The sequence below is a fragment of the Streptomyces sp. NPDC059452 genome (assembly GCF_042750035.1).
Classification (GTDB): domain Bacteria; phylum Actinomycetota; class Actinomycetes; order Streptomycetales; family Streptomycetaceae; genus Streptomyces.
In genome coordinates this window covers 41,316-60,723 of sequence record NZ_JBHYVE010000015.1, presented here as the reverse complement: position 1 = coordinate 60,723, position 19,408 = coordinate 41,316, and the positions used below count along the sequence as shown (strand labels likewise).

The following is a 19,408-nucleotide window of genomic DNA, read 5'->3' as shown; positions in this document are numbered from 1 at the left end:
CTCTCCCGTCGTCGTCGTGGCATTTGCGGTGCCGAGGGACGACGTTGGCCCTCTGCGAAATTTCGTGCAGGTTACATGATGGGGCGCTTCTCAAGAAGCGGAAGGCCTGTTCCAACATGCGGACACCGTAGTGACCGGAAGTGACTGGGTGACCAGAGGCAACCGGCTCGACCAGGGGGTGTGGGTCGCTGTCGGAAGGATCGGCGCCCGGGGAGTCGCAGAGAGCAAGCGTCGTTGCCTGCGGTGCCTACGGCTCATGCCCGGCGGCAAGGGAAACGAAACCACCGAGTAACGGCTACTTATGTGTAGCCCTGCATAGGGTCTCATTTTAGGGCCGTGGGGCCCGCCCCGCCCAGGGGGCGGTGCCAAGACGTACGTCACACGGGTTGCCGGGCGGTTAAGCCGTTCGGGCGGCCCGGTTACGTCGTTCGCCCGGCGCCGCTCGGTCCCGCCCGGCACTTCGGGACGGTCGCCCGCCCGGCGCTCCGGGGACGGGCGGCCACGAGGGCGGGCGGTCATCGGGACGGACGGTCACGGGCGCCGCCGCCCCGGATCAGCCGACCGCGACACCGAACAGGGTGCCGAGTCCGTACGTCAGCGCCGCCGCCGCGCCACCGAGGGCGAGCTGCCGCAGCCCGCTGAACCACCAGCTGCGGGCTGTCACCCGGGCCACCACCGCACCGCAGCCGAAGAGACCGGCCAGTGCGAGGAGCACCGAGGGCCACAGGGCGCTCGCGCCGAGGAGGTAGGGCAGGACGGGCAGCAGGGCGCCGAGCGCGAAGGCGCCGAAGGAGGAGGCGGCGGCCACGAGCGGGGAGGGCAGGTCGTTCGGGTCGATGCCCAGCTCCTCGCGGGCGTGGATCTCCAGCGCCTGTTCCGGGTCGCGCGAGAGCTGCCGGGCCACCTCGCCGGCCAGCGGTGCGTCCACGCCCCGGGCCTCGTAGAGGGCGGCGAGCTCGGCCATCTCGTCCTTGGGGTGCTTACGCAGCTCCCGGCGCTCGACGGCCAGCTCGGCCTCGACCAGCTCGCGCTGGGAGGCGACGGAGGTGTACTCACCGGCAGCCATGGAGAACGCCCCGGCGGCCAGCCCCGCGAGACCGGTGATGATGATGGTCTGCTGGGAGACCGCGCCGCCCGCGACACCGGTCATCAGGGCGAGGTTGGAGACCAGGCCGTCCATGGCGCCGAAGACGGCGGGGCGCAGCCAGCCGCCATTCACATCCCGGTGGGTGTGGTTGTCCCGGTGCGCCTCGTGCAGGACGGCTTCGGTCTCGATGATGGCCACGGCGTGCGTCTCCCCTTGCTTCCCGGCGGACCGTTCTTCTCCGCCGGACCGTTGCGCGTACAACTTTCGACAAAGTCCAAAGTACGCCCGCCGGGCGATCTTCGCCAGGAAGGCAAGCCTGCCCTACCACCCCTCTGACCTGCGAAGAAAGGCCAGCCTCAGCTTCCCTGGCCGTCATCCGACCGGCCCCTTTCTGTCCCCTTCCCGCCTCCATCGGCCCTCCGCGTGGCACAGATGCGGACAGGGCCCGGAAACGGACTCGCCGGACGAGCGGAGGGCGACGCGGATGGACCAGCGGATGGACCGGCACACGGCCCGGCGGATGGACCAGCGGATGGACACGGCCGTCGGCAAGGAACGGGCCAGGGGTGCGCTGCTGGGGCTGGCCGTCGGAGACGCGCTCGGCGCCCCGGCGGAGAATCTGCGGCCCTCCGAGATCCGCCGCCGCTGGGGACGGATCGAAGGGTTCGTGAGCGAGGACCCGGCGGGGACCGACGACACGGAGTACGCGATCTTCTCCGGGCTGCTGCTGGCCCGGCACGGCTCCGCGCTCACCGTCTCCCATGTGGAGCGGGCCTGGCACCACTGGATCGCCGATCTGGACGAGGGCCCGTTCCGGGGGGCCGGGTTCAGCGAGCGCGGCACCCTGGAGAACCTGCGCCGGGGCCTGGCCGCACCGATCTCGGCCCAGCACCGGCACGCCTGGAGCGACGGCCTGGCCATGCGGGCGGCCCCCTTCGGCGTGTTCGCGGCCGGGCGCCCCGCCGAGGCGGCCCGGCTGGTGGCGGTGGACGGCCGGGTGAGCCACGAGGGCGAGGGAATCTACGGGGGCCAGGCGGTGGCGGCCGGAGTGGCGGCCGCGATGGTGGGCGCGGGCCTCGCCTCGGTGATCGCGGCCGCGCTGTCGGTGGTCCCGATGGACTCCTGGACGGCCCGCTCGCTGCGCCGCGCGGTGGCGGCGGCCCAGCGCCCGTACCCGGACCGGCTCACGATGGAGCGGGCGGTGCGTTCGGCGGTGGTGATCGGCGGCTACCCGTGGACGGACCTGGCGCCGGAGGCGGTGGGCCTGGCGTTCGGGGCGTTCACGGCGGCCCGGGGCGACTTCCGTACGGCGGTGCTGACGGCCGTGAACATGGGCCGCGACGCGGACACGACGGCGGCGGTGGCGGGGTCCCTGGCCGGGGCGCTGCACGGGGCGGGCGCGATCCCCCCGGAGTGGGCGTCGGCGATCGGCCCGGTGCGCGGGAGCTGCCTGCCCTCGATGCGGGGGTACCACGTGCTGGACATCGCGGACCTGCTGACACCGGAGGGAGCGGAGGCGGCGGGAAGCCCGCAGGAGCGGGGCGGCGGGGGCCGCGAGCCTTCGGCCGTACGGGAGATGGCATCGGTGTCGGCCGACTTCGAGCCCGTACGGGAGGACCGGCGATGACCACCGCACACGAGACGCCCACCGGAGGCCCGGCGATGACGACGGCACGGGAGGCGGGCGCGGGAAGCCCGGCAGTGACGGCCGTGGGCCGAGCGGCCACCCCGGGCACGGGAAACCCGACGGTGACCACCGCACGCGAGCCAGGCGCGGCAAGCCCAGCGGGGGTGGCCGCAGACCGGGCGGCCACCGGGAGCCCGGTGGTGACCACCGCGTACGACGCGACCGCAGAAGGTCCGGTAGTGACCACCGCGCGCGCAACGTCCGACCCGTCTGCCGTCGCCGCCCCGGCCGCCCCCTCTCGCCGCGCCCGGATCGAGGGGCTGCTCCTCGGGCTGGCCTCCGGGGACGCCGCCGGGTGGCCCGCCGCGCGGCATCGGGCGGCGCGGATGCCGGAGTGGACGCGGCGGCTCACCCGGGAGCTGGACACCTTCGCCGAGCAGAACGCGACGACCACCCTCCCCGTACCCATCGCCCTCAACCAGCCGCCCGAACCCCTGCGGCTCGGGCCGTCCGACGACGCCGAGTGGGCCGCGTTCGCCGCCCGTACGGTGCTGGCGGCGGCTGCCGACGCGGACGGGCTCTCCCCCGGCCGCCGGATGCGGGACGCGGTGAACCGGGCCTGGAACGCGCTGGCCGCCACCGTCGCCGAGGCCGGTGCGCGGGCCCCCGAGGTGGAGGCGGCCGTGCTCCCGCTGCGCGCCCGGATCTCGGTACGGGCCGGGCTCGGCAACCTGGCCGCCGGGCTGCGGCCGCCCGCCACCGGGCACGACAACCCGCACTACTTCGACGACGCCGCCTGCGTACGGGCCGCCGTCCTCGCCGTCGTCCACCCCGGCGACCCGGAGGAGGCGGCGGCGCTCGCGGAGTTCGACGCCCGCTACACCCAGGACGGCGACGGGGTGCACGGGGCACGGGCGGTGGCCGCCGCGATCGCCGTGGCGCTGGCCGGGGCGGACGTCGACACGGTGGTGAACGCCGCCCTCGCCCAGCTCCCCGACGGCACCGAGATCGCCCGCAACGCCACGCACGCGGTCCGCCTCGCCCGGGAGTTCGCGGACGAGCCCGCCGGGGCGTTCGCCCTGGTCCCGGTCCTGGAGCACCAGATCGTGGACCACGTCTACAGCTACGGGATCGCCGCCGCCGAGACCGTACCCGTCGCCCTGGCCCTCACCACCGCCGCCCGGGGCGAGATCGCCCAGGCCATCCCCGCCGCCGCCTGTCTCTCCCGGGTCGCGGACTCCGCGCCCGCCCTGGCCGGGGCGCTGACCGGGGCGATCGGCTCGGTCAGCGCCGTACCGGCGGGGTGGCGCGAGGCATGCCGGACGCTCGCGGGCTGTGCGCTGCCCCGGCTGGCGGGCCTGGACCTGATCGAACTCGCCGGGCTGCTGGCAGCCACGGAACCGGCCACCCCGGGTGGACAATTCCGACATGACGCCCACAACGGCCACGGCAGCCGAGCCCGTCCCCGCCCCTTCGACACCGCTGTCCCCTCCCGGCCTCGATGACCGCATCACCCGGGCCCTCGTCGGCGCCGCCGTGGGGGACGCCCTCGGCGGCCCGGTCGAGGGCTGGACCCCCGAGCAGATCGCCGAGCGCCACGGCGGCCGGGTGACCGGGATCGTCGGCCCCTGGCACGGCGAGAACTGGCGCACCGCCCGCCCCATCGCCCCGTACCACAAGGGCGACGGGCACGTCACCGACGACACCCTGATGACCCACGCCCTGGTCCGGGTCTACGGCCGGGTCCGCGACCACCTTGACGCGTACGCCGTCGCCGACCACCTCGTACCGGACCTCCTGTCCCCCCGCTGGATCCCCGAGCTGGAGGCCGAGGCGCTGCCGCTCCAGCGGATCTTCCTGGCGGAGAAGTGGCTCGTGGCCCGGCTGCACTACGGGCACGTCGACCCGCGCGAGGCCGGTACGGGCAACATCGTCAACTGCGGGGCCGCGATGTACATGGCCCCGGTCGGCCTGGTCAACGCCGCCCACCCGGAGGCCGCGTACGCCGAGGCGCTGGAGATCGCCGCGCCCCACCAGTCCTCGTACGGGCGGGAGGCCGCCGGAGTGTTCGCGGCAGCCGTGGCCGCTGCCTGCCACCCGGGCGCCACGCCGGGGACGGTGATCGAGGCCGCCCTCGCGCTCGCCAAGGACGGCACCCGGTCCGCGATCGAGGCCGTCTGCGAAGTCGCCGCGCACCACGACGACTTCGAGTCCGCGCTCGCCCCGTTGCGCGCCGCCGTGGAGCCCTTCGACACCGTCGGCCCCGACTACCGCTCCCCCTCGCTCGGCGCCCGCCGCCCCTCCCGGCTGCACGCGATCGAGGAACTGCCCATCGCGCTGGGCATGTTGCTGGTCGGGGGCGGCGACTACCGGCGTACGGTGCTCGGTTCGGTGAACTACGGGCGGGACTGCGACTCCATCGCCACGATGAGCGGGGCCATCGCGGGCGCGCTGGGCGGCGAGGTCCCGGCCGACTGGGCGGCCACCGTCGCGAAGGCGAGCCGACTGGACCTGGAGGCCCCGGCCCGCACCCTGGCGGAGGTCGCCCGGGAGGTCTTCGCCCGCGACCTGGAGCGCCGCCGCTCCCACGAGGAGGCGTTCACCGCGCTGGCCGGTGCACGGTGAGCGTCCACCCGCCCGGGGCGGAGCCCGAAGACGCACACGTACACGCCCCCCGGGCACAGCCCGAAGCCCCCCACACGCGCGTCCCCCGGGGAGAGCCCGAAAACCCCCACGTCCGACCGCCCCGGGAGCAGCCCCGAACCCCCCACGTCCGCCTCACCTGGGTGCAGCCCGAGGATCTGGTCGGGCACGAGCTGCGGCAGGCCGCGCAGGACGGGCGGGACGCCCGGGAGATCGCGGAGCGGTGGTACGCGGCCGGGGGCTCCCCCGCCCCGGACCGCGCGGGCGCCTCCGAGCCGCCCGCATCGCCGCGGCTGCGCGACCTCGCCGGGCAGCTCCTCGACGAACTCGCCCTGCTGGAATCGCCGTTGGCAGCCGACGAGCCCTCCGACCTGGACGGCGTCATCGCCGCCTGCCCGCACTGGCCCGGCCCTCCCGAGGCCGTGCCCGCCGACGGGGGCCGGACGCCCGTCACCGACCGGGACGGGCAGCCGGTCACCGGCCGGGACCGGACGCCCACCGCCCGCCAGGGCCGGACACCCACCGTCACCCACGCCCGCCTGCACGCCGCCTGGCTCGGCCGGGCGGCGGGCTGCCTGCTCGGGAAGCCGGTGGAGAAGCTGCCCCTCCACGGCATCCGCGCGCTCGCCCGAGCCACCGGCGACTGGCCCCTCACCACCTGGTTCACCGAGCGCGGCGTCCCCCCGGAACTGCTCGCCGCCCACCCCTGGAACCGCCGCTCGGCCCCCACCTCCCTCGCCGAGAACATCGACGGCATGCCCGAGGACGACGACCTCAACTACCCGCTCCTCACCCTGCTGTTGCTCCAACGCCACGGCCGCGCCTTCACCACCACCGACCTGGCCCGCCTCTGGCTCGACGAACTCCCGGCGGGCCGCACCTTCACCGCCGAGCGGATCGCGTACGGGAACCTCCTCGCGGGCGTCGAGCCCCCGCGGACGGCCCGCCACCGCAACCCGTTCCGCGAGTGGATCGGCGCCCAGATCCGGGCCGACGTGCACGGCTGGACCCACCCCGGCGACCCGGCCGGGGCCGCCGCCCAGGCCCACCGCGACGCGGTCCTCACCCACACCGCCAACGGGGTCTACGGCGCGATGTTCACGGCGGCCGCACTCGCCGTGGCGGCGGGCGGGGAAAGCGATGTGCACGGCTGCCTGGCCGCCGGGCTGCGGGTGGTGCCGCCGCGGTCGCGGTACGCCCGCGCGGTCCGGCTCGGCATCGAAACCGCCCGCGCGGAAGGGGAGTTCGACGCGGTCGTGGACCGGCTGCACGCCGCGTACGGCGCCACCCACCACTGGGTACACGTGCTGCCCAACGCCGCGCTGCTCGCCGCCGCCCTCACCCACGCCGACGGCGACTTCACCCGGTCGATCGGGAACGCGGTCTCCGGCGGCTGGGACACCGACTCCAACGGGGCCACCGCGGGCTCCCTCGCCGGACTCCTCGCGGGCACCCCGGCCGCCCTGCCCGACCACTGGACGGCTCCCCTGAAGAACCGCCTCGCCACCTCCGTACCCGGCTATGACCAGGTCGGGTTCGACACCCTCGCCGCACTGACCCACCAGGAGGCTCTGCGCCCATGACCCGTATCGCGGTGCTCGGCAGCACCAACATGGACCTCGTCGCCTACACCGCCCGCGCCCCGGAACGCGGGGAGACCGTCACCGGCCGGGAGTTCCGGACCATCCCCGGCGGCAAGGGCGCCAACCAGGCCGTCGCCGCCGCCCGCGCGGGCGGGGAGGTGACGATGATCGGCGCGGTCGGCGACGACGCGTACGGCGCCCAACTGCGCGACGGCCTCGAACACGCCGGGGTCGACACCGACCTGCTCCACACCGCCGAAGGCCCCAGCGGCACCGCGCACATCGTCGTCGACGACACCGGGGCCAACGCGATCGTCGTGATCCCCGGCGCCAACGGCGTCGTCACCGCGCTCGGCCCCGGGGAGATCGCCGCCATCGCCGCCGCCGAACTGCTGCTCATGCAGCTCGAACTCCCGCTCTCCGCCGTCGTGGAGGGCGCCCGCGCGGCCCGGTCCCAGGGCGTACGGACCATCCTCACCCCCTCCCCCGTACAGCCGCTGCCCGATGAACTCTGGGACCACATCGACCTGTTGGTCCCGAACGAGTACGAGGCCGCCGAACTCTCCGGGCAGGCCGAACCGCACGCCGCCGCCCAGGTCCTGCTGCGGCAGGTGCCCGAGGTGATCATCACGCTCGGGGCGAAGGGCTGCCTGTACGCGGCCCGGGGCGGCGAGCCCGTGCTGTTCGAGGCGCCCGAGGTGCGGGCCGTCGACACGACCGGGGCCGGGGACACGTTCGTCGGGGCGCTGGCGGTGGCGCTCGGGGAGGGGCGGCCCGTGGCCAAGGCTCTGGCCTTCGCCTCCTCGGCCGCCGCACTCTGCGTCCAGAAGCCGGGCGCGTCCACGTCCATGCCGTACCGCAGCGAGATCGAGGCAGCATGACCACCAGCACGGCATCAGGCCCGCTCACCGGGCTGAAGGTCATCGACCTCGCCACCCTCTTCGCCGGACCGCTCGCCGCCACCATGCTCGGGGACTTCGGCGCCGATGTGATCAAGGTCGAGCACCCCCGTAGGCCCGACCCCTCGCGCGGCCACGGACCCGCCAAGGACGGCGTCGGCCTGTGGTGGAAGCTGCTCGGCCGCAACAAGCGCACTCTCACCCTCGATCTGTCCGCCCCGGGCGGCCGGGACGTGCTGCTCCGACTGGCCGCCGAGACCGACGTCATCGTCGAGAACTTCCGGCCGGGGACGCTGGAGCGCTGGGGGCTCGGACCGGACGAGCTGCATGCCGTCAATCCTCGGCTGGTGCTGGCCCGGGTCACCGGCTTCGGCCAGTTCGGGCCGTACGCGCACCGGCCCGGGTTCGGCACGCTGGCCGAGGCGATGAGCGGGTTCGCGGCGATCACCGGGGAGCCGGACGGGCCGCCGACGCTGCCGCCGTTCGGCCTCGCGGACTCCATCGCGGCGCTGGCGACGGCGTACGCGGTGATGGCCGCGCTCGCCGGGCGGGAGAAGACCGGCGAGGGGCAGGTGGTGGACCTGGCGATCATCGAGCCGATCCTCACCGTGCTGGGGCCGCAGCCGCTCTGGTACGACCAGCTCGGTTACGTCCAGCCGCGTACCGGCAACCGCTCCCGCAACAACGCCCCGCGCAACACCTACCGCACCGCGGACGGCCACTGGGTCGCGGTCTCCACCTCCGCCCAGTCGGTGGCCGAGCGGGTGATGCGGCTGGTCGGCCGCCCGGAGCTGATCGAGGAGCCCTGGTTCGGCTCGGGCACCGGCCGGGCCGAGCACACCGAGGAGCTGGACGGGGCGGTCGGCCACTGGATCTCCCGGCACAGCCGCGAGGAGGTGCTGAACGGCTTCGAGAAGGCGGAGGCGGCCGTGGCGCCGATCCATGACGTACGGGAGGTGATGGAGGACCCGCAGTACCGGGCGCTGGGCAGCATCGCCGAGGTCGACGATCCGGAGCTGGGGCCGCTGCGGATGCAGAACGTCCTCTTCCGGCTCTCTCAGACCCCGGGCGCCATCCGCTGGGCGGGCCGCCCGCACGGCGCGGACACCGAGGAGATCCTGCACGGGCTCGGCCTCTCGGAGGCCCGGATCGCGGCGCTGCGGGAGCAGGGGGCGCTGTGAGCGACTGCCCGGCCGCGTCCGTTCCCCCTCTGCCGGAGGAGGTCTCCCCGGCCGGCCGCCCCCCGCTGACCTGGCTGTACGTCCCCGGGGACCGGCCGGAGGTGGTGGCCAAGGCGCTCGGCTGCGGGGCGGACGTGGTGATCGTCGACCTGGAGGACGCGGTCGCCCCCGACCGCAAGGAGTACGCGCGCGCCGCCACCGCCGAGCTCCTCGCGGACCCGGTGACCGCCGCCCCCGACGCCGTACCCCTCCATGTCCGGGTGCACGGCGAGGACGACGTCCGGGCGCTGATGGAGCTGCCGGGCCTGTCCGGTTTCCGGCTGCCCAAGATCACGCACGCGGTGTCCGTGCACCATGTGGCGGCGGTGGCCCCCGGCGTACCGCTCTATCCCCTGCTGGAGTCGGCGCTCGGCGTGGAGCACGCGTACTCGATCGCCTCGGCCGACCCCGCCGTCCGGGGCATCGCGCTGGGCGAGGCGGATCTCCGCGCGGATCTCGGCGTACGGGAGGACAGCGGGCTCGACTGGTCGCGCAGCAGGCTCGTGGTGGCGGCCCGGGCGGCCGCGCTGCCACCGCCCGCGCAGTCGGTCTTCCCGGACGTCCGCGACCTGGACGGGCTGTGGGCGTCCTGCGTACGGGGGCGGGGGCTCGGGCTGCTGGGGCGGGCGGCGATCCATCCGCGTCAGCTGGAGGTGATCGAGCGGGCGTTCCGGCCGACGGAGCGGGAGATCGAGGCGGCCGAGGAGATCATCGCGGCCTCGGCGATGGAGGCGGGGGCGCTGGCGCTGCCGGACGGGCGGTTCGTGGACGCGGCGGTGGTGGCGTCGGCGCGCCGCACACTGGCGATCGCCGGGCGGTCCTGAGTTTTCCTCAGGTCCGCCCGGCGATCGGGGGCAGTGCGCGCGGGAGGTCAGCTCTTGTCGGCTGCCTCGGGGGCGGAGTCCTTCTTCAGCGGGTCCTTGGCCGCGCCGCCGTCGTCCGCCGCGTCCTTCTTGAGCGGGTCGCCGTCCGTGCTGTCGGCCTCGGGTGCGTCCGTGCCGTCCGCGTCCGCTTCGTCCTTCTTCGCGGTGGCAGCGGTGGCAGCGGCGGCCTCAGCGGACTCGACGGCCCTGTCCGGCTCGACGATCTCCTCGCGGCCCGGGCGGAGCCGGGCGGAGACCACCATGTAGGCGACGGCCAGGACGAAGACGATGATCGCGGTCCATACGTTCAGCCGCAGGCCGAGGATGTGGTGGGCCTCGTCGACCCGCATGTACTCGATCCAGCCGCGCCCGGCGCAGTAGGCCGCGACGTACAGCGCGAACGCCCGTCCGTGGCCGAGCCGGAAGCGGCGGTCGGCCCAGATGACCAGGAGCGCGACGCCGATGCACCACAGCGACTCGTACAGGAAGGTCGGGTGGTACGTCCCGGCGACCCGGTTCGGGCCCTCGCTGATCTCCAGCGCCCAGGGGAGGTCGGTCGGCTTGCCGTACAGCTCCTGGTTGAACCAGTTGCCCCAGCGGCCGATGGCCTGGGCGAGGGCGATACCGGGGGCCAGCGCGTCCGCCCAGGCGGGCAGCGGGATGCCCCGGCGGCGGCAGCCGATCCAGGCGCCGACCGCACCGAGGGCGATCGCGCCCCAGATGCCGAGGCCGCCCTCCCAGATCTTGAAGGCGTCGACCCAGTTCTGGCCTTCGCTGAAGTAGAGCTGGTAGTCGGTGATCACGTGGTAGAGCCGGCCGCCGACGAGGCCGAAGGGCACGGCCCAGACGGCGATGTCGGCGACGGTGCCTGCTTTGCCGCCACGGGCGACCCAGCGTTTGTTGCCGATCCAGACGGCGACGAAGACACCGATGATGATGCAGAACGCGTAGCCGCGCAGCGGGATCGGGCCGAGCTCGATCACGCCGGTCGACGGGCTGGGAATGGAGGCAAGGTTCATGACGGGGTCGACGCTACCCTGCCGGGCGGTGGGTACGGCAAGCCGCCCGGCAACTTCTGGGTAACGGGGGCACGGTCACGGGCCCCTGAATCCGCCCTTCCAGGGCTCCCCCGGCCCCTCAGGAAGCGGGTGCGGACGGGGTGGCGGTGCCGGGCTTCTTGCCCTTGTTGGCCTCGGCGACCCACTTCTTCAGGTTCTCCACGGAGATCTGCTCGTCGCCCTTCTTCGGGAAGATCGACTCACCGTTGAGGAGTGCGGTCGGGGTGCCCTGGAAGCCTCCCTCGCGGAACGCGGTGTCGGACTTCTGCACCCAGCTGTCGTGCTCGCCCTCCTCCACACAGCTGCGGAAGCCCGGTGTGTCGAGCCCTTCGACTTCACCGGCCAGCTCGATCAGCCGGCTGTTCTTGGCGAAGGCGTCGTCGGGCTCGGGCGGCTGGTTGCGGAAGAGGACGTCGTGGTACGGGGCGAACTTGCCGACGTCCTGGGCGCAGGCGGCGGCGTTGGCGGCGCGCAGCGAGCCCTTGCCTCCCAGGTTGCCGTCGATGATCGTGGCCAGGTGGTAGTCCACCTTGAGCTGGCCCGCCTCCACCAGCTCGGTGATGGTGTCCCGGAAGGCGTTCTCGAACTGGGCGCAGACCGGGCAGCGGAAGTCCTCCCAGATCGTGAGCGTGGACGGGGCGTCGGAGGCGCCGACCGGCAGGGTCAGGGAGTCCTCGCCGGTCGCTCCCGACGGGGTGATGGCGGGGCCGGAGGCGCTGTCGCCGCCGCCCTCCTTGCCCACGTTGGCCGCGATCAGGCCGACCACTCCGGCCAGCGCCAGGACGCCGATCACGGCCGAGGAGACGATCAGCGTACGGCGGCGCTTCTCACGGCCCTTCTCCTGCTCGCGCTGCTGGGCCAGGCGCTCACGCGCACTTCTGTTTCCCTCAGGAATCTTGTCGCTCACACCCGCAGCAACGAACCGGGGAGGCACGTACGCGCCTCCCCGGTCCATATTCCACCCGTTCAGGTGACGCCGACGGTCAGCGCTTTCGAACGCCTTGCGCCAGCTCGCCCGCGAGCGAGCGTACGGCGGCGAGACCGGCGGCCTCGTCGGGGGCGTCCAGGATCGCCTTGACGAAGGCCGAGCCGACGATCACGCCGTCGGCGAATCCGGCGACCTCGGTGGCCTGCTCCGCGTTGGAGACCCCGAGGCCGACACAGACCGGAAGGTCGGTGGTGGCACGGGTGCGTCCCACCAGCTCCTGGGCCTGGGCACCGACGGAGGCGCGGGTTCCGGTGACGCCCATCAGGGAGGCCGCGTAGACGAAGCCGCTGCCCGCCGCCGTGATGGTGGCCAGGCGCGCGTCCTGGCTGCTGGGGGCGACGACGAAGACGGTGGCGAGGCCGTGCTTGTCGGCGTGCTCACGCCACAGCGCGGACTCCTGGACCGGCAGGTCGGGCAGGATGCACCCGGCGCCGCCCGCCTCGGCCAGTTCGGCGGTGAAGCGCTCGACGCCGTACCGGTCGATGGGGTTCCAGTACGTCATGACCAGGATCGGCACCCCGGTGGCCTCGTACGCCTCACGGACCGTACGCATCACGTCGGCGATGCGGACCCCGCCGCGCAGGGCGATGTCGTCGGCGGTCTGGATGACCGGTCCGTCGAGCACCGGGTCACTGTGCGGCAGCCCGATCTCGACCACGTCCGCGCCGCCCGCGATGACGGCCTTGACCGCCTCGATGCCGCCGTCGACGGTCGGGAAGCCGGCCGGGAGGTAGGCGATGAGCGCCGCCCGGTCCTCGGCCTTGGCGGCGGCGAGGGTGGTGCTCAACAGCTCGATGTTGCCGCTCACTTGGCGTCCCCCACGATCTCGGCACGGTCGCTGTCCGCGTCCGCCTCGACGGCGGCGTCGGTGTCGTACAGCCCGAAGTAGCGGGCGGCGGTGTCCATGTCCTTGTCGCCCCGGCCGGAGAGGTTGATGAGGATCAGCCCGTCCTTGCCGAGCTCCTTGCCCAGCTCCAGCGCACCGGCGAGCGCGTGGGCGCTCTCGATGGCCGGGATGATGCCCTCGGTGCGCGAGAGCAGACGCAGGGCCTGCATGGCCGCGTCGTCGGTGACCGCCCGGTACTCGCCGCGCCCGATGTCCTTGAGGTAGGAGTGCTCGGGGCCGATGCCCGGGTAGTCCAGGCCCGCCGAGATGGAGTACGGCTCGGTGATCTGGCCCTCGTCGTCCTGGAGCACGTACGACCGCGAGCCGTGCAGGATGCCCGGCTCCCCCGCCGTCAGCGTGGCCGCGTGCTCACCGGTCTCCACACCGTGCCCGGCGGGCTCGCAGCCGACCAGGCGGACGTCGGCGTCCGGAAGGAAGGCGTGGAAGAGGCCGATGGCGTTGGAGCCGCCGCCGACACAGGCGACGGCCGCGTCCGGGAGGCGGCCGGTCCGCTCCAGGAGCTGACGGCGGGCCTCGACGCCGATGACGCGGTGGAAGTCGCGGACCATCGCCGGGAAGGGGTGCGGACCCGCGACCGTACCGAAGAGGTAGTGCGTACGGTCCACGTTGGCGACCCAGTCGCGGAACGCCTCGTTGATGGCGTCCTTCAGGGTCCGGCTGCCGGACTTCACGGCGACGACCTCGGCGCCGAGCATCCGCATCCTGGCCACGTTCAGCGCCTGGCGTTCGGTGTCGATCTCGCCCATGTAGATGGTGCAGTCGAGGCCGAAGAGGGCGCAGGCGGTGGCGGTGGCGACCCCGTGCTGGCCGGCGCCGGTCTCCGCGATGACCCGCGTCTTGCCCATGCGCTTGGTGAGGAGCGCCTGGCCGAGCACGTTGTTGATCTTGTGTGAGCCGGTGTGGTTCAAGTCCTCGCGCTTGAGGAAGACCCGGGCGCCGCCCGCGTGTTCGGCGAAGCGCGGGACCTCGGTCAGCGCGCTGGGGCGGCCGGTGTAGTTGACCATCAGCTCGTTGAGCTCGGCGGCGAACTCCGGGTCGGACTTGGCCTTGTCGTACTCGACGGCGACCTCGTCCACGGCGGCGACGAGCGCCTCCGGGATGAACTTGCCACCGTACGCGCCGAAGTAGCCCTCGGCGCTGGGGATCAGACCCTCGGGGTCCGGAATGAAGAATTCGGACGTCATGCGACATGCTCCTTGGAGTGCATGGCAACGGGTGGGTTCACCGTATGCGCGGAGCAGCGAGCGCCACCGGGACCGGCGTGCGGTCGCGGTGGTGCGGTCGTACGTACGAGAAGGGGTTCCTGCGGTACGTCGGCCGGGGCTCGCCTACAGCGCGGACCCCGGGCGCCATCGCATCCCGTTGACCTGGCCGGGCTCGTCCCCGATCACGTACCGCACACGCCGTCCGTGGACGCGCCGGGCGGGGGCGCGGCAGCCGCGCGGCCTGCACCCGCGCGCCAGCGGGGCGTGCGGGTCCCGGGCCGGAGCCCCGGCGGGGCGCAGGCCCGGCCGGGTGCGGGGCACGGGGCGGCGGTCGGTCATGGTCGTGAGGCTCCCGGTCAGCCGCGGCCGTGGCGGAGCGCCGGGTGGGCGCCCGCGGCGACCAGGTCGGCGACGGCGGCGCGCGGGTCGCGGCCGGTGACCAGGGACTCGCCGACCAGGACGGCGTCGGCGCCCGCGTTGGCGTACGCGATCAGGTCGTGCGGGCCCCGGACGCCGGACTCGGCGACCTTGACGATGTGGTCGGGGATCTCGGGGGCGACGCGCTCGAAGGTGGAGCGGTCGACCTTGAGGTCCTTCAGGTTGCGCGCGTTGACGCCGATGATCTTGGCTCCGGCGTCCACGGCGCGCTCGGCCTCCTCCTCGTCGTGCGCCTCGACGAGCGGGGTGAGCCCGATCGACTCGGCGCGCTCGATGAGGGAGACCAGGGCCTCCTGGTCGAGGGCGGCGACGATCAGCAGGGCGAGGTCGGCGCCGTACGCCCGGGCCTCCCACAGCTGGTACGAGGTGACGATGAAGTCCTTGCGCAGGATCGGGGTGTCGACCTTGGCGCGGACGGCCTCCAGGTCCGCGAGCGAACCGCCGAAGCGGCGCTCCTCGGTGAGGACCGAGATGACGGACGCGCCGCCCGCCTCGTAGTCGGCGGCGAGCGCGGCGGGGTCCGCGATGGCGGCCAGGGCCCCCTTGGACGGGGACGAGCGCTTGACCTCGCAGATGACGGTGACGCCCTCGCCGCGCAGGGCGGCGACTCCGTCCTTGGCCTGGGGGGCGCGGGCGGCGCGCTCCTTCAGCTCGTCGAGGCTGACGCGCGCCTGCCGCTCCGCGAGGTCGGCGCGTACGCCGTCGATGATCTCGTCGAGCACACTCACGCGAGCGGCCCCCTTCCGGGACGGTTGACGGTGAACAGGATCAGCCATACCGATGGTATCCGCAGGAGGCCCCGGGGCCCGCATCAGGCCACGCCGCGTCCCACTCCCTGGGCAGTCAGGGCGCCAGTGCCGACCCGAACGGCAGGTTCCGGACCACGGAGAAGATCAGCAGGGCGGCGCCCAGGCCCCACCACCAGACGGGTGCCAGCGCGATCCGCATCGGCTGCCCGCGCCAGGAGCGGACCAGCCAGAGGGCCCAGACGGCGGCGAAGAGGAAGTAGCCGACGACGGCGACCGCGTTGGCGGAGAACGCGGCGCCGAGGTCGCCGTGGATGAACGCGTGGGCACTGCGGAGCCCGCCGCAGCCGGGGCAGAACGTGCCGGTCGCCCTGAGCAGCGGGCAGACGGGGTAGTGCCCGGGCTCGTTGGGGTCGACGGCCCCGACGTACGCGAAGGCTCCCGCGACGGCGGCGAGGGTGCCGAGGGGGGTGGCGAGGCCCTTCCACCCCTTCCGGGGCCCTTCCGGGCCCGTGCGGCTGCCGATCCAGCCCGTCCGGCGTTTGAGGACGGAACCGTGGCCGTGGGGGCCGGGGGGCTGCGAGGGTTCCTCGCCCGAGGGGCCTGTGAGCGCCGGGCCCACCCCGGCGAGGGTTCCGTCCTCAAACGCCGGACGGGCTGGAGTGGCGAGGGTTCCGTCCCCGGACACCGGAACGGCTGAAGTGGCGAGGGTTCCGTGCCCGGATACCAGACCGGCTGAAGTGGCCAGGGTTTCGTCCCCGGATACCAGACCGGCTGAAGTGGCCAGGGTTTCGTCCCCGGATGCCGAACCGGCTGGAGTGGCCAGGGTTTCGTCGCCAGATGGCGGAACGGCTGGAGTGGGGCGGGCCATGTCCGGGGTCGGGCAGACCGTCAGGGGCATGTTCCAGGGGCCGACGCCCTGGGGCGCGGCTTCGGGGCGGTCCTGGTCACCGGGACCGGGACCCGGGGCCGGGTCCGGGGGCTGGGCGGCGGCGGGGGTTGGGGAGGCGTCCACCCGGTGATTGTCCCCGTTCATACGGAAAGACGCAGCCCGGTTGGGGCTGCGCCTTTCTTCGTGTCGGCCGCCCGGCCGGGCCGCCTCCGGGTCAGCGCGAGATCTGGGCCTCTCCGGCGCGCGCCCGGGCCTCCACCAGTTCGGCGGACTCCTTCGGCATGCCGAAACCGGCGAGCTTCATGGCGTAACCGACGATGCCGCCGAGGAAGATGACGACGATACCGGCCCAGAAACCGAGGTGGTTGTTGGCCACCATGAAGACGCCTGCGACGCAGAAGCCGATGAAGGCGATGATGACACCGGTCCAGGCGGCCGGGGTGTGTCCGTGGCTGCTGCCCGCCATGAGTTGCTCCCTGTTGGTGTTGCGCTGTGGGTATCGCTGTAGCTGTCGCTCGACGGCTCACCTCCATTGTCCCGCACGGGACCACAGGAGGTGAGCGGGGGGTCACCCGTCGGGAGTGTCTAGCCCGTCGGGTCCTCGCCCCGGTCCAGGGCCTTCCACAGCTCCTCGGGCCGGTCCGGGTCGGGGGCGGTGCGGGGTGCCTTGCGGGGGCGCGGGGTGCCGTCGCGCTCGTAGCGGCCCGACATCGTGGGCCAGCGGCTGCCGAAGCGCAGGGCGAGGAGCCCGGCGAGGAGGATCAGCAGGCCCCCGGCGGCGGTGACGTACGGCCAGGCGGTGTGGGTGAGGGCGTCGATGGTGGCCGCCGTGTCACCCGTGGCGCGGGCGGCCTCCTCGTCCAGGGCCGCCCGGTCGGAGGCGCCCGCCCAGGCGCTGATCCCGGCCCCGAGGCCGCTGAGCGCGAGCAGGGCGGCGACGATGCGGCGGCCCGCGCCACGGACGGCGAAGACCGCGACGAGGGCGGCCAGACCGACGATCGCCAGGGCGGCCGGGACCCCGGTGACGTCCTGGCCGTCGGCGGTCAGCGGCAGGGCTCCGCCGCCGGTCGCCGCCCGGCCCTCGGCCCAGGTCCGGCCGGAGGCCAGGAGGACGACGGTCGCACCGGCCGCGCCGAGAAGCAGCCCGGCCGCGAGGGACCGCCGGCTGCCCGAGGAGTCGGGCGCGGCTCCGGAAGACGCGTCGGGCACGTCGTCAGCGGTTCGGGCACGGGGCTGGGGTACGGGGACAGCACTCACGCGTTCCACTATCCCCTACCGCCTCAGCGGTCGTGGAGCCGGTTGGCGGTATGGACGGCGCGCAGGACGGCGGCGGCCTTGTTGCGGCACTCGGTGTCCTCCGCGACCGGGTCCGAGTCCGCGACGACACCGGCGCCCGCCTGCACGTACGCCGTACCGTCACGCAGCAGCGCGGTCCGGATGGCGATGGCGGTGTCGGAGTCCCCGGCGAAGTCGAGGTAGCCGACGCAGCCCCCGTACAGCCCCCGGCGGCTCGGCTCCAGCTCCTCGATGATCTGCATCGCGCGCGGCTTGGGGGCGCCGGAGAGGGTGCCCGCGGGGAAGCAGGCGGTGAGGACGTCGAAGGCGGTGCGGTCCTCGGTGACGCGGCCGGTGACGGTGGAGACGATGTGCATGACGTGGGAGTACCGCTCGATCGACATGAAGTCGACGACCTCCACGCTGCCCGGTTCGCAGACCCGCCCCAGGTCGTTGCGGCCGAGGTCGACGAGCATCAGGTGTTCGGCGCGCTCCTTGGGGTCGGCGAGCAGCTCCTCGGCGAGCGCCTGGTCCTCCTGCGGGGTGGCGCCCCGGTGCCGGGTCCCGGCGATCGGGTGGACCATGGCCCGGCCGTCCTCGACCTTGACCAGGGCCTCGGGGCTGGAGCCGACGACGTCGAACCCGTCGAAGCGGAAGAGATACATGTACGGGGACGGGTTGGTGGCCCGCAGCACCCGGTAGACGTCCAGGGCGCTCGCGGTGCACGGGGTCTCGAAGCGCTGGGAGGGGACGACCTGGAAGGCCTCCCCGGCCCGGATGCGCTCCTTGATGTCCTCCACGGCCACCTGGTAGGCCTCGCCGCCCCAGAGCGCGGTGTACGGCGGCAGCTCGGAGGGGGGCAGGACGGCGGGGGCGTTCTCGACCGGGCGGCGCAGGTCCTGCTCCATCGCGTCGAGGCGGGCGACGGCGTCCGCGTACGCCTCGTCGACCCCGGTGGAGAGGTCGTTGTGGTTGATCGCGTTGGCGATCAGCAGGACGGTGCCGTTCTGGTGGTCGAGGACGGCGAGGTCCGAGGTGAGGAGCATGGTCAGCTCGGGCAGCTTCAGGTCGTCGCCGCCGTGTTCGCCGATCTTCTCCAGGCGGCGGACGACGTCGTAGCCGAGGTAGCCGACCATGCCGCCGGTGAAGGGCGGAAGCCCCGCGTCGTGCACCAGGTCGCGGGGGGTGTGCAGGGTCTCGACGGTGGCGCGCAGGGCCTCCAGCGGGTCGCCGTCCACCGGGACGCCGACGGGCGGGGTGCCCAGCCAGTGGGCCGAGCCGTCGCGGGCGGTGAGGGTGGCGTCGCTGCGGACACCGATGAAGGAGTAGCGCGACCAGGTCCGGCCGTTCTCCGCGGATTCCAGCAGGAAGGTGCCGGGGCGCTCGGCGGCGAGCTTGCGGTACAGGCCGACGGGGGTGTCGCCGTCCGCGAGGAGGCGGCGGCTGACGGGGACGACGCGCCGGTCTACGGCCAGTTTGCGGAAGGTTTCGAGATCCATGGCCGGTGACCTTACTGGTCGAGGAGCGGGAGGACATCGGCGTCGAAGCAGGTGCGGTCGCCCGTGTGGCAGGCGGCGCCGGTCTGGTCGACCTTGACCAGCACGGTGTCGGCGTCGCAGTCCAGGGCGACGGACTTGACCCGCTGGATGTGGCCGGAGGTGTCGCCCTTGGCCCAGTACTCCTGGCGGCTGCGCGACCAGTAGGTGCAGCGGCCCGTGGTGAGGGTGCGGTGCAGCGCCTCGTCGTCCATCCAGCCGAGCATCAGCACCTCGCCGGTGTCGTACTGCTGGGCGATGGCCGGGACCAGCCCGTCGGCGCCGCGCTTGAGGCGGGCGGCGATGGCGGGGTCGAGGCTGCTGGCGGGCGGCGTGGGGCCGGGCGTGCTGCTGGTCATGGGCCCATTGTGCCGTGGCCACGCCCGCTTCCCGGGCGGACGTCCACTGGGCGGACCCCGGGTGACGGCCGTACGCTGGCGGG

19 protein-coding genes are annotated in these 19,408 nt (G+C 73.9%); 7 read left to right on the top strand and 12 right to left on the bottom strand.

All coding sequences use genetic code 11. From position 1 onward, the window contains the following. Positions 1 to 553 precede the first annotated feature (553 nt). On the bottom strand, positions 554 to 1,285 hold the full coding sequence (locus ACFW9Z_RS20615) for a VIT1/CCC1 transporter family protein (RefSeq protein ID WP_384642719.1): 732 nt from the start codon (positions 1,283 to 1,285) through the stop codon (positions 554 to 556). A gap of 334 nt (positions 1,286 to 1,619) precedes the next feature. Here ACFW9Z_RS20615 and ACFW9Z_RS20610 point away from each other — a divergent pair, with 334 nt between their 5' ends. From ACFW9Z_RS20610 to ACFW9Z_RS20580, 7 genes are all read left to right on the top strand, one after another. Next, positions 1,620 to 2,714 (top strand): ADP-ribosylglycohydrolase family protein, encoded by a 1,095-nt coding sequence (locus ACFW9Z_RS20610; protein WP_384643066.1) that lies wholly within the window; start codon positions 1,620 to 1,622, stop codon positions 2,712 to 2,714. Continuing rightward, a complete protein-coding gene (locus tag ACFW9Z_RS20605) occupies positions 2,711 to 4,219 on the top strand; it encodes an ADP-ribosylglycohydrolase family protein (protein WP_384642716.1) in 1,509 nt (502 codons plus the stop codon). Before ACFW9Z_RS20610 ends, ACFW9Z_RS20605 begins: the two co-directional genes overlap by 4 nt. Next, a complete protein-coding gene (locus ACFW9Z_RS20600) occupies positions 4,143 to 5,339 on the top strand; it encodes an ADP-ribosylglycohydrolase family protein (RefSeq protein ID WP_384642713.1) in 1,197 nt (398 codons plus the stop codon). The genes ACFW9Z_RS20605 and ACFW9Z_RS20600 overlap by 77 nt, the downstream gene beginning before the upstream one ends. Before the next feature lie 161 nt (positions 5,340 to 5,500). Next, complete coding sequence (locus ACFW9Z_RS20595; RefSeq protein WP_384642710.1) at positions 5,501 to 6,940, top strand: ADP-ribosylglycohydrolase family protein; 1,440 nt, start codon at positions 5,501 to 5,503, stop codon at positions 6,938 to 6,940. Then, positions 6,937 to 7,821, top strand: a complete 885-nt coding sequence (gene rbsK / locus ACFW9Z_RS20590; RefSeq protein WP_384642707.1) for a ribokinase — start codon at positions 6,937 to 6,939, stop codon at positions 7,819 to 7,821. The genes ACFW9Z_RS20595 and rbsK overlap by 4 nt, the downstream gene beginning before the upstream one ends. Continuing rightward, positions 7,818 to 9,020 (top strand): CaiB/BaiF CoA transferase family protein, encoded by a 1,203-nt coding sequence (locus ACFW9Z_RS20585; RefSeq protein WP_384642704.1) that lies wholly within the window; start codon positions 7,818 to 7,820, stop codon positions 9,018 to 9,020. Before rbsK ends, ACFW9Z_RS20585 begins: the two co-directional genes overlap by 4 nt. A 29-nt stretch (positions 9,021 to 9,049) precedes the next feature. Further along, positions 9,050 to 9,883: an HpcH/HpaI aldolase/citrate lyase family protein gene (locus ACFW9Z_RS20580; RefSeq protein WP_384643063.1), complete on the top strand. Its 834-nt coding sequence runs from the start codon at positions 9,050 to 9,052 to the stop codon at positions 9,881 to 9,883. Positions 9,884 to 9,930: 47 nt separating this feature from the next. Here ACFW9Z_RS20580 and lgt read toward each other — a convergent pair whose 3' ends face one another. The 11 genes from lgt to hisI form a co-directional block, all read right to left on the bottom strand. Further along, entirely contained in the window at positions 9,931 to 10,941 is a 1,011-nt protein-coding gene (gene lgt, locus ACFW9Z_RS20575; RefSeq protein ID WP_384642702.1) for a prolipoprotein diacylglyceryl transferase, read from the bottom strand. A 118-nt stretch (positions 10,942 to 11,059) separates the two neighbouring features. Further along, positions 11,060 to 11,887, bottom strand: coding sequence for a DsbA family protein (locus tag ACFW9Z_RS20570; RefSeq protein WP_384642699.1), 828 nt, complete (start codon positions 11,885 to 11,887; stop codon positions 11,060 to 11,062). A 76-nt stretch (positions 11,888 to 11,963) separates the two neighbouring features. Then, entirely contained in the window at positions 11,964 to 12,776 is an 813-nt protein-coding gene (gene trpA / locus ACFW9Z_RS20565) for a tryptophan synthase subunit alpha (RefSeq protein WP_384642696.1), read from the bottom strand. Then, a complete protein-coding gene (gene trpB / locus ACFW9Z_RS20560) occupies positions 12,773 to 14,059 on the bottom strand; it encodes a tryptophan synthase subunit beta (protein WP_384642693.1) in 1,287 nt (428 codons plus the stop codon). Before trpB ends, trpA begins: the two co-directional genes overlap by 4 nt. Before the next feature lie 144 nt (positions 14,060 to 14,203). Then, positions 14,204 to 14,419 (bottom strand): tryptophan biosynthesis modulator TrpM, encoded by a 216-nt coding sequence (gene trpM / locus ACFW9Z_RS20555; RefSeq protein WP_384642690.1) that lies wholly within the window; start codon positions 14,417 to 14,419, stop codon positions 14,204 to 14,206. 17 nt (positions 14,420 to 14,436) lie between these two features. Beyond that, positions 14,437 to 15,246, bottom strand: coding sequence for an indole-3-glycerol phosphate synthase TrpC (gene trpC / locus ACFW9Z_RS20550; protein ID WP_010064524.1), 810 nt, complete (start codon positions 15,244 to 15,246; stop codon positions 14,437 to 14,439). Positions 15,247 to 15,361: 115 nt separating this feature from the next. Beyond that, the gene (locus tag ACFW9Z_RS20545; RefSeq protein ID WP_384642687.1) at positions 15,362 to 15,886 is read right to left on the bottom strand and encodes a DUF2752 domain-containing protein; all 525 of its coding nucleotides are present in this window, start codon (positions 15,884 to 15,886) and stop codon (positions 15,362 to 15,364) included. Between the two features lie 484 nt (positions 15,887 to 16,370). Next, entirely contained in the window at positions 16,371 to 16,622 is a 252-nt protein-coding gene (locus tag ACFW9Z_RS20540) for an HGxxPAAW family protein (protein ID WP_384642684.1), read from the bottom strand. 119 nt (positions 16,623 to 16,741) lie between these two features. After that, complete coding sequence (locus tag ACFW9Z_RS20535) at positions 16,742 to 17,422, bottom strand: TIGR02234 family membrane protein (protein WP_384642681.1); 681 nt, start codon at positions 17,420 to 17,422, stop codon at positions 16,742 to 16,744. A 14-nt stretch (positions 17,423 to 17,436) separates the two neighbouring features. Then, positions 17,437 to 18,930 carry an anthranilate synthase component I gene (locus ACFW9Z_RS20530; RefSeq protein ID WP_384642678.1) on the bottom strand — a complete coding sequence of 498 codons (1,494 nt, stop codon included), beginning with the start codon at positions 18,928 to 18,930 and terminating at the stop codon, positions 17,437 to 17,439. Positions 18,931 to 18,941: 11 nt separating this feature from the next. After that, on the bottom strand, positions 18,942 to 19,325 hold the full coding sequence (gene hisI, locus ACFW9Z_RS20525) for a phosphoribosyl-AMP cyclohydrolase (protein ID WP_384642676.1): 384 nt from the start codon (positions 19,323 to 19,325) through the stop codon (positions 18,942 to 18,944). Between the last annotated feature and the right edge of the window lie 83 nt (positions 19,326 to 19,408).

Coding starts and splice junctions, on each gene's coding strand:
- ACFW9Z_RS20610 (WP_384643066.1), top strand. CDS start 1,620: ATGGACACGGCCGTCGGCAAGGAACGGGCCAGGGGTGCGCTGCTGGGG.
- ACFW9Z_RS20605 (WP_384642716.1), top strand. CDS start 2,711: ATGACCACCGCACACGAGACGCCCACCGGAGGCCCGGCGATGACGACG.
- ACFW9Z_RS20600 (WP_384642713.1), top strand. CDS start 4,143: ATGACGCCCACAACGGCCACGGCAGCCGAGCCCGTCCCCGCCCCTTCG.
- rbsK (WP_384642707.1), top strand. CDS start 6,937: ATGACCCGTATCGCGGTGCTCGGCAGCACCAACATGGACCTCGTCGCC.
- ACFW9Z_RS20585 (WP_384642704.1), top strand. CDS start 7,818: ATGACCACCAGCACGGCATCAGGCCCGCTCACCGGGCTGAAGGTCATC.
- lgt (WP_384642702.1), bottom strand. CDS start 10,941: ATGAACCTTGCCTCCATTCCCAGCCCGTCGACCGGCGTGATCGAGCTC.
- trpB (WP_384642693.1), bottom strand. CDS start 14,059: ATGACGTCCGAATTCTTCATTCCGGACCCCGAGGGTCTGATCCCCAGC.
- trpM (WP_384642690.1), bottom strand. CDS start 14,419: ATGACCGACCGCCGCCCCGTGCCCCGCACCCGGCCGGGCCTGCGCCCC.
- ACFW9Z_RS20540 (WP_384642684.1), bottom strand. CDS start 16,622: ATGGCGGGCAGCAGCCACGGACACACCCCGGCCGCCTGGACCGGTGTC.
- ACFW9Z_RS20530 (WP_384642678.1), bottom strand. CDS start 18,930: ATGGATCTCGAAACCTTCCGCAAACTGGCCGTAGACCGGCGCGTCGTC.
- hisI (WP_384642676.1), bottom strand. CDS start 19,325: ATGACCAGCAGCACGCCCGGCCCCACGCCGCCCGCCAGCAGCCTCGAC.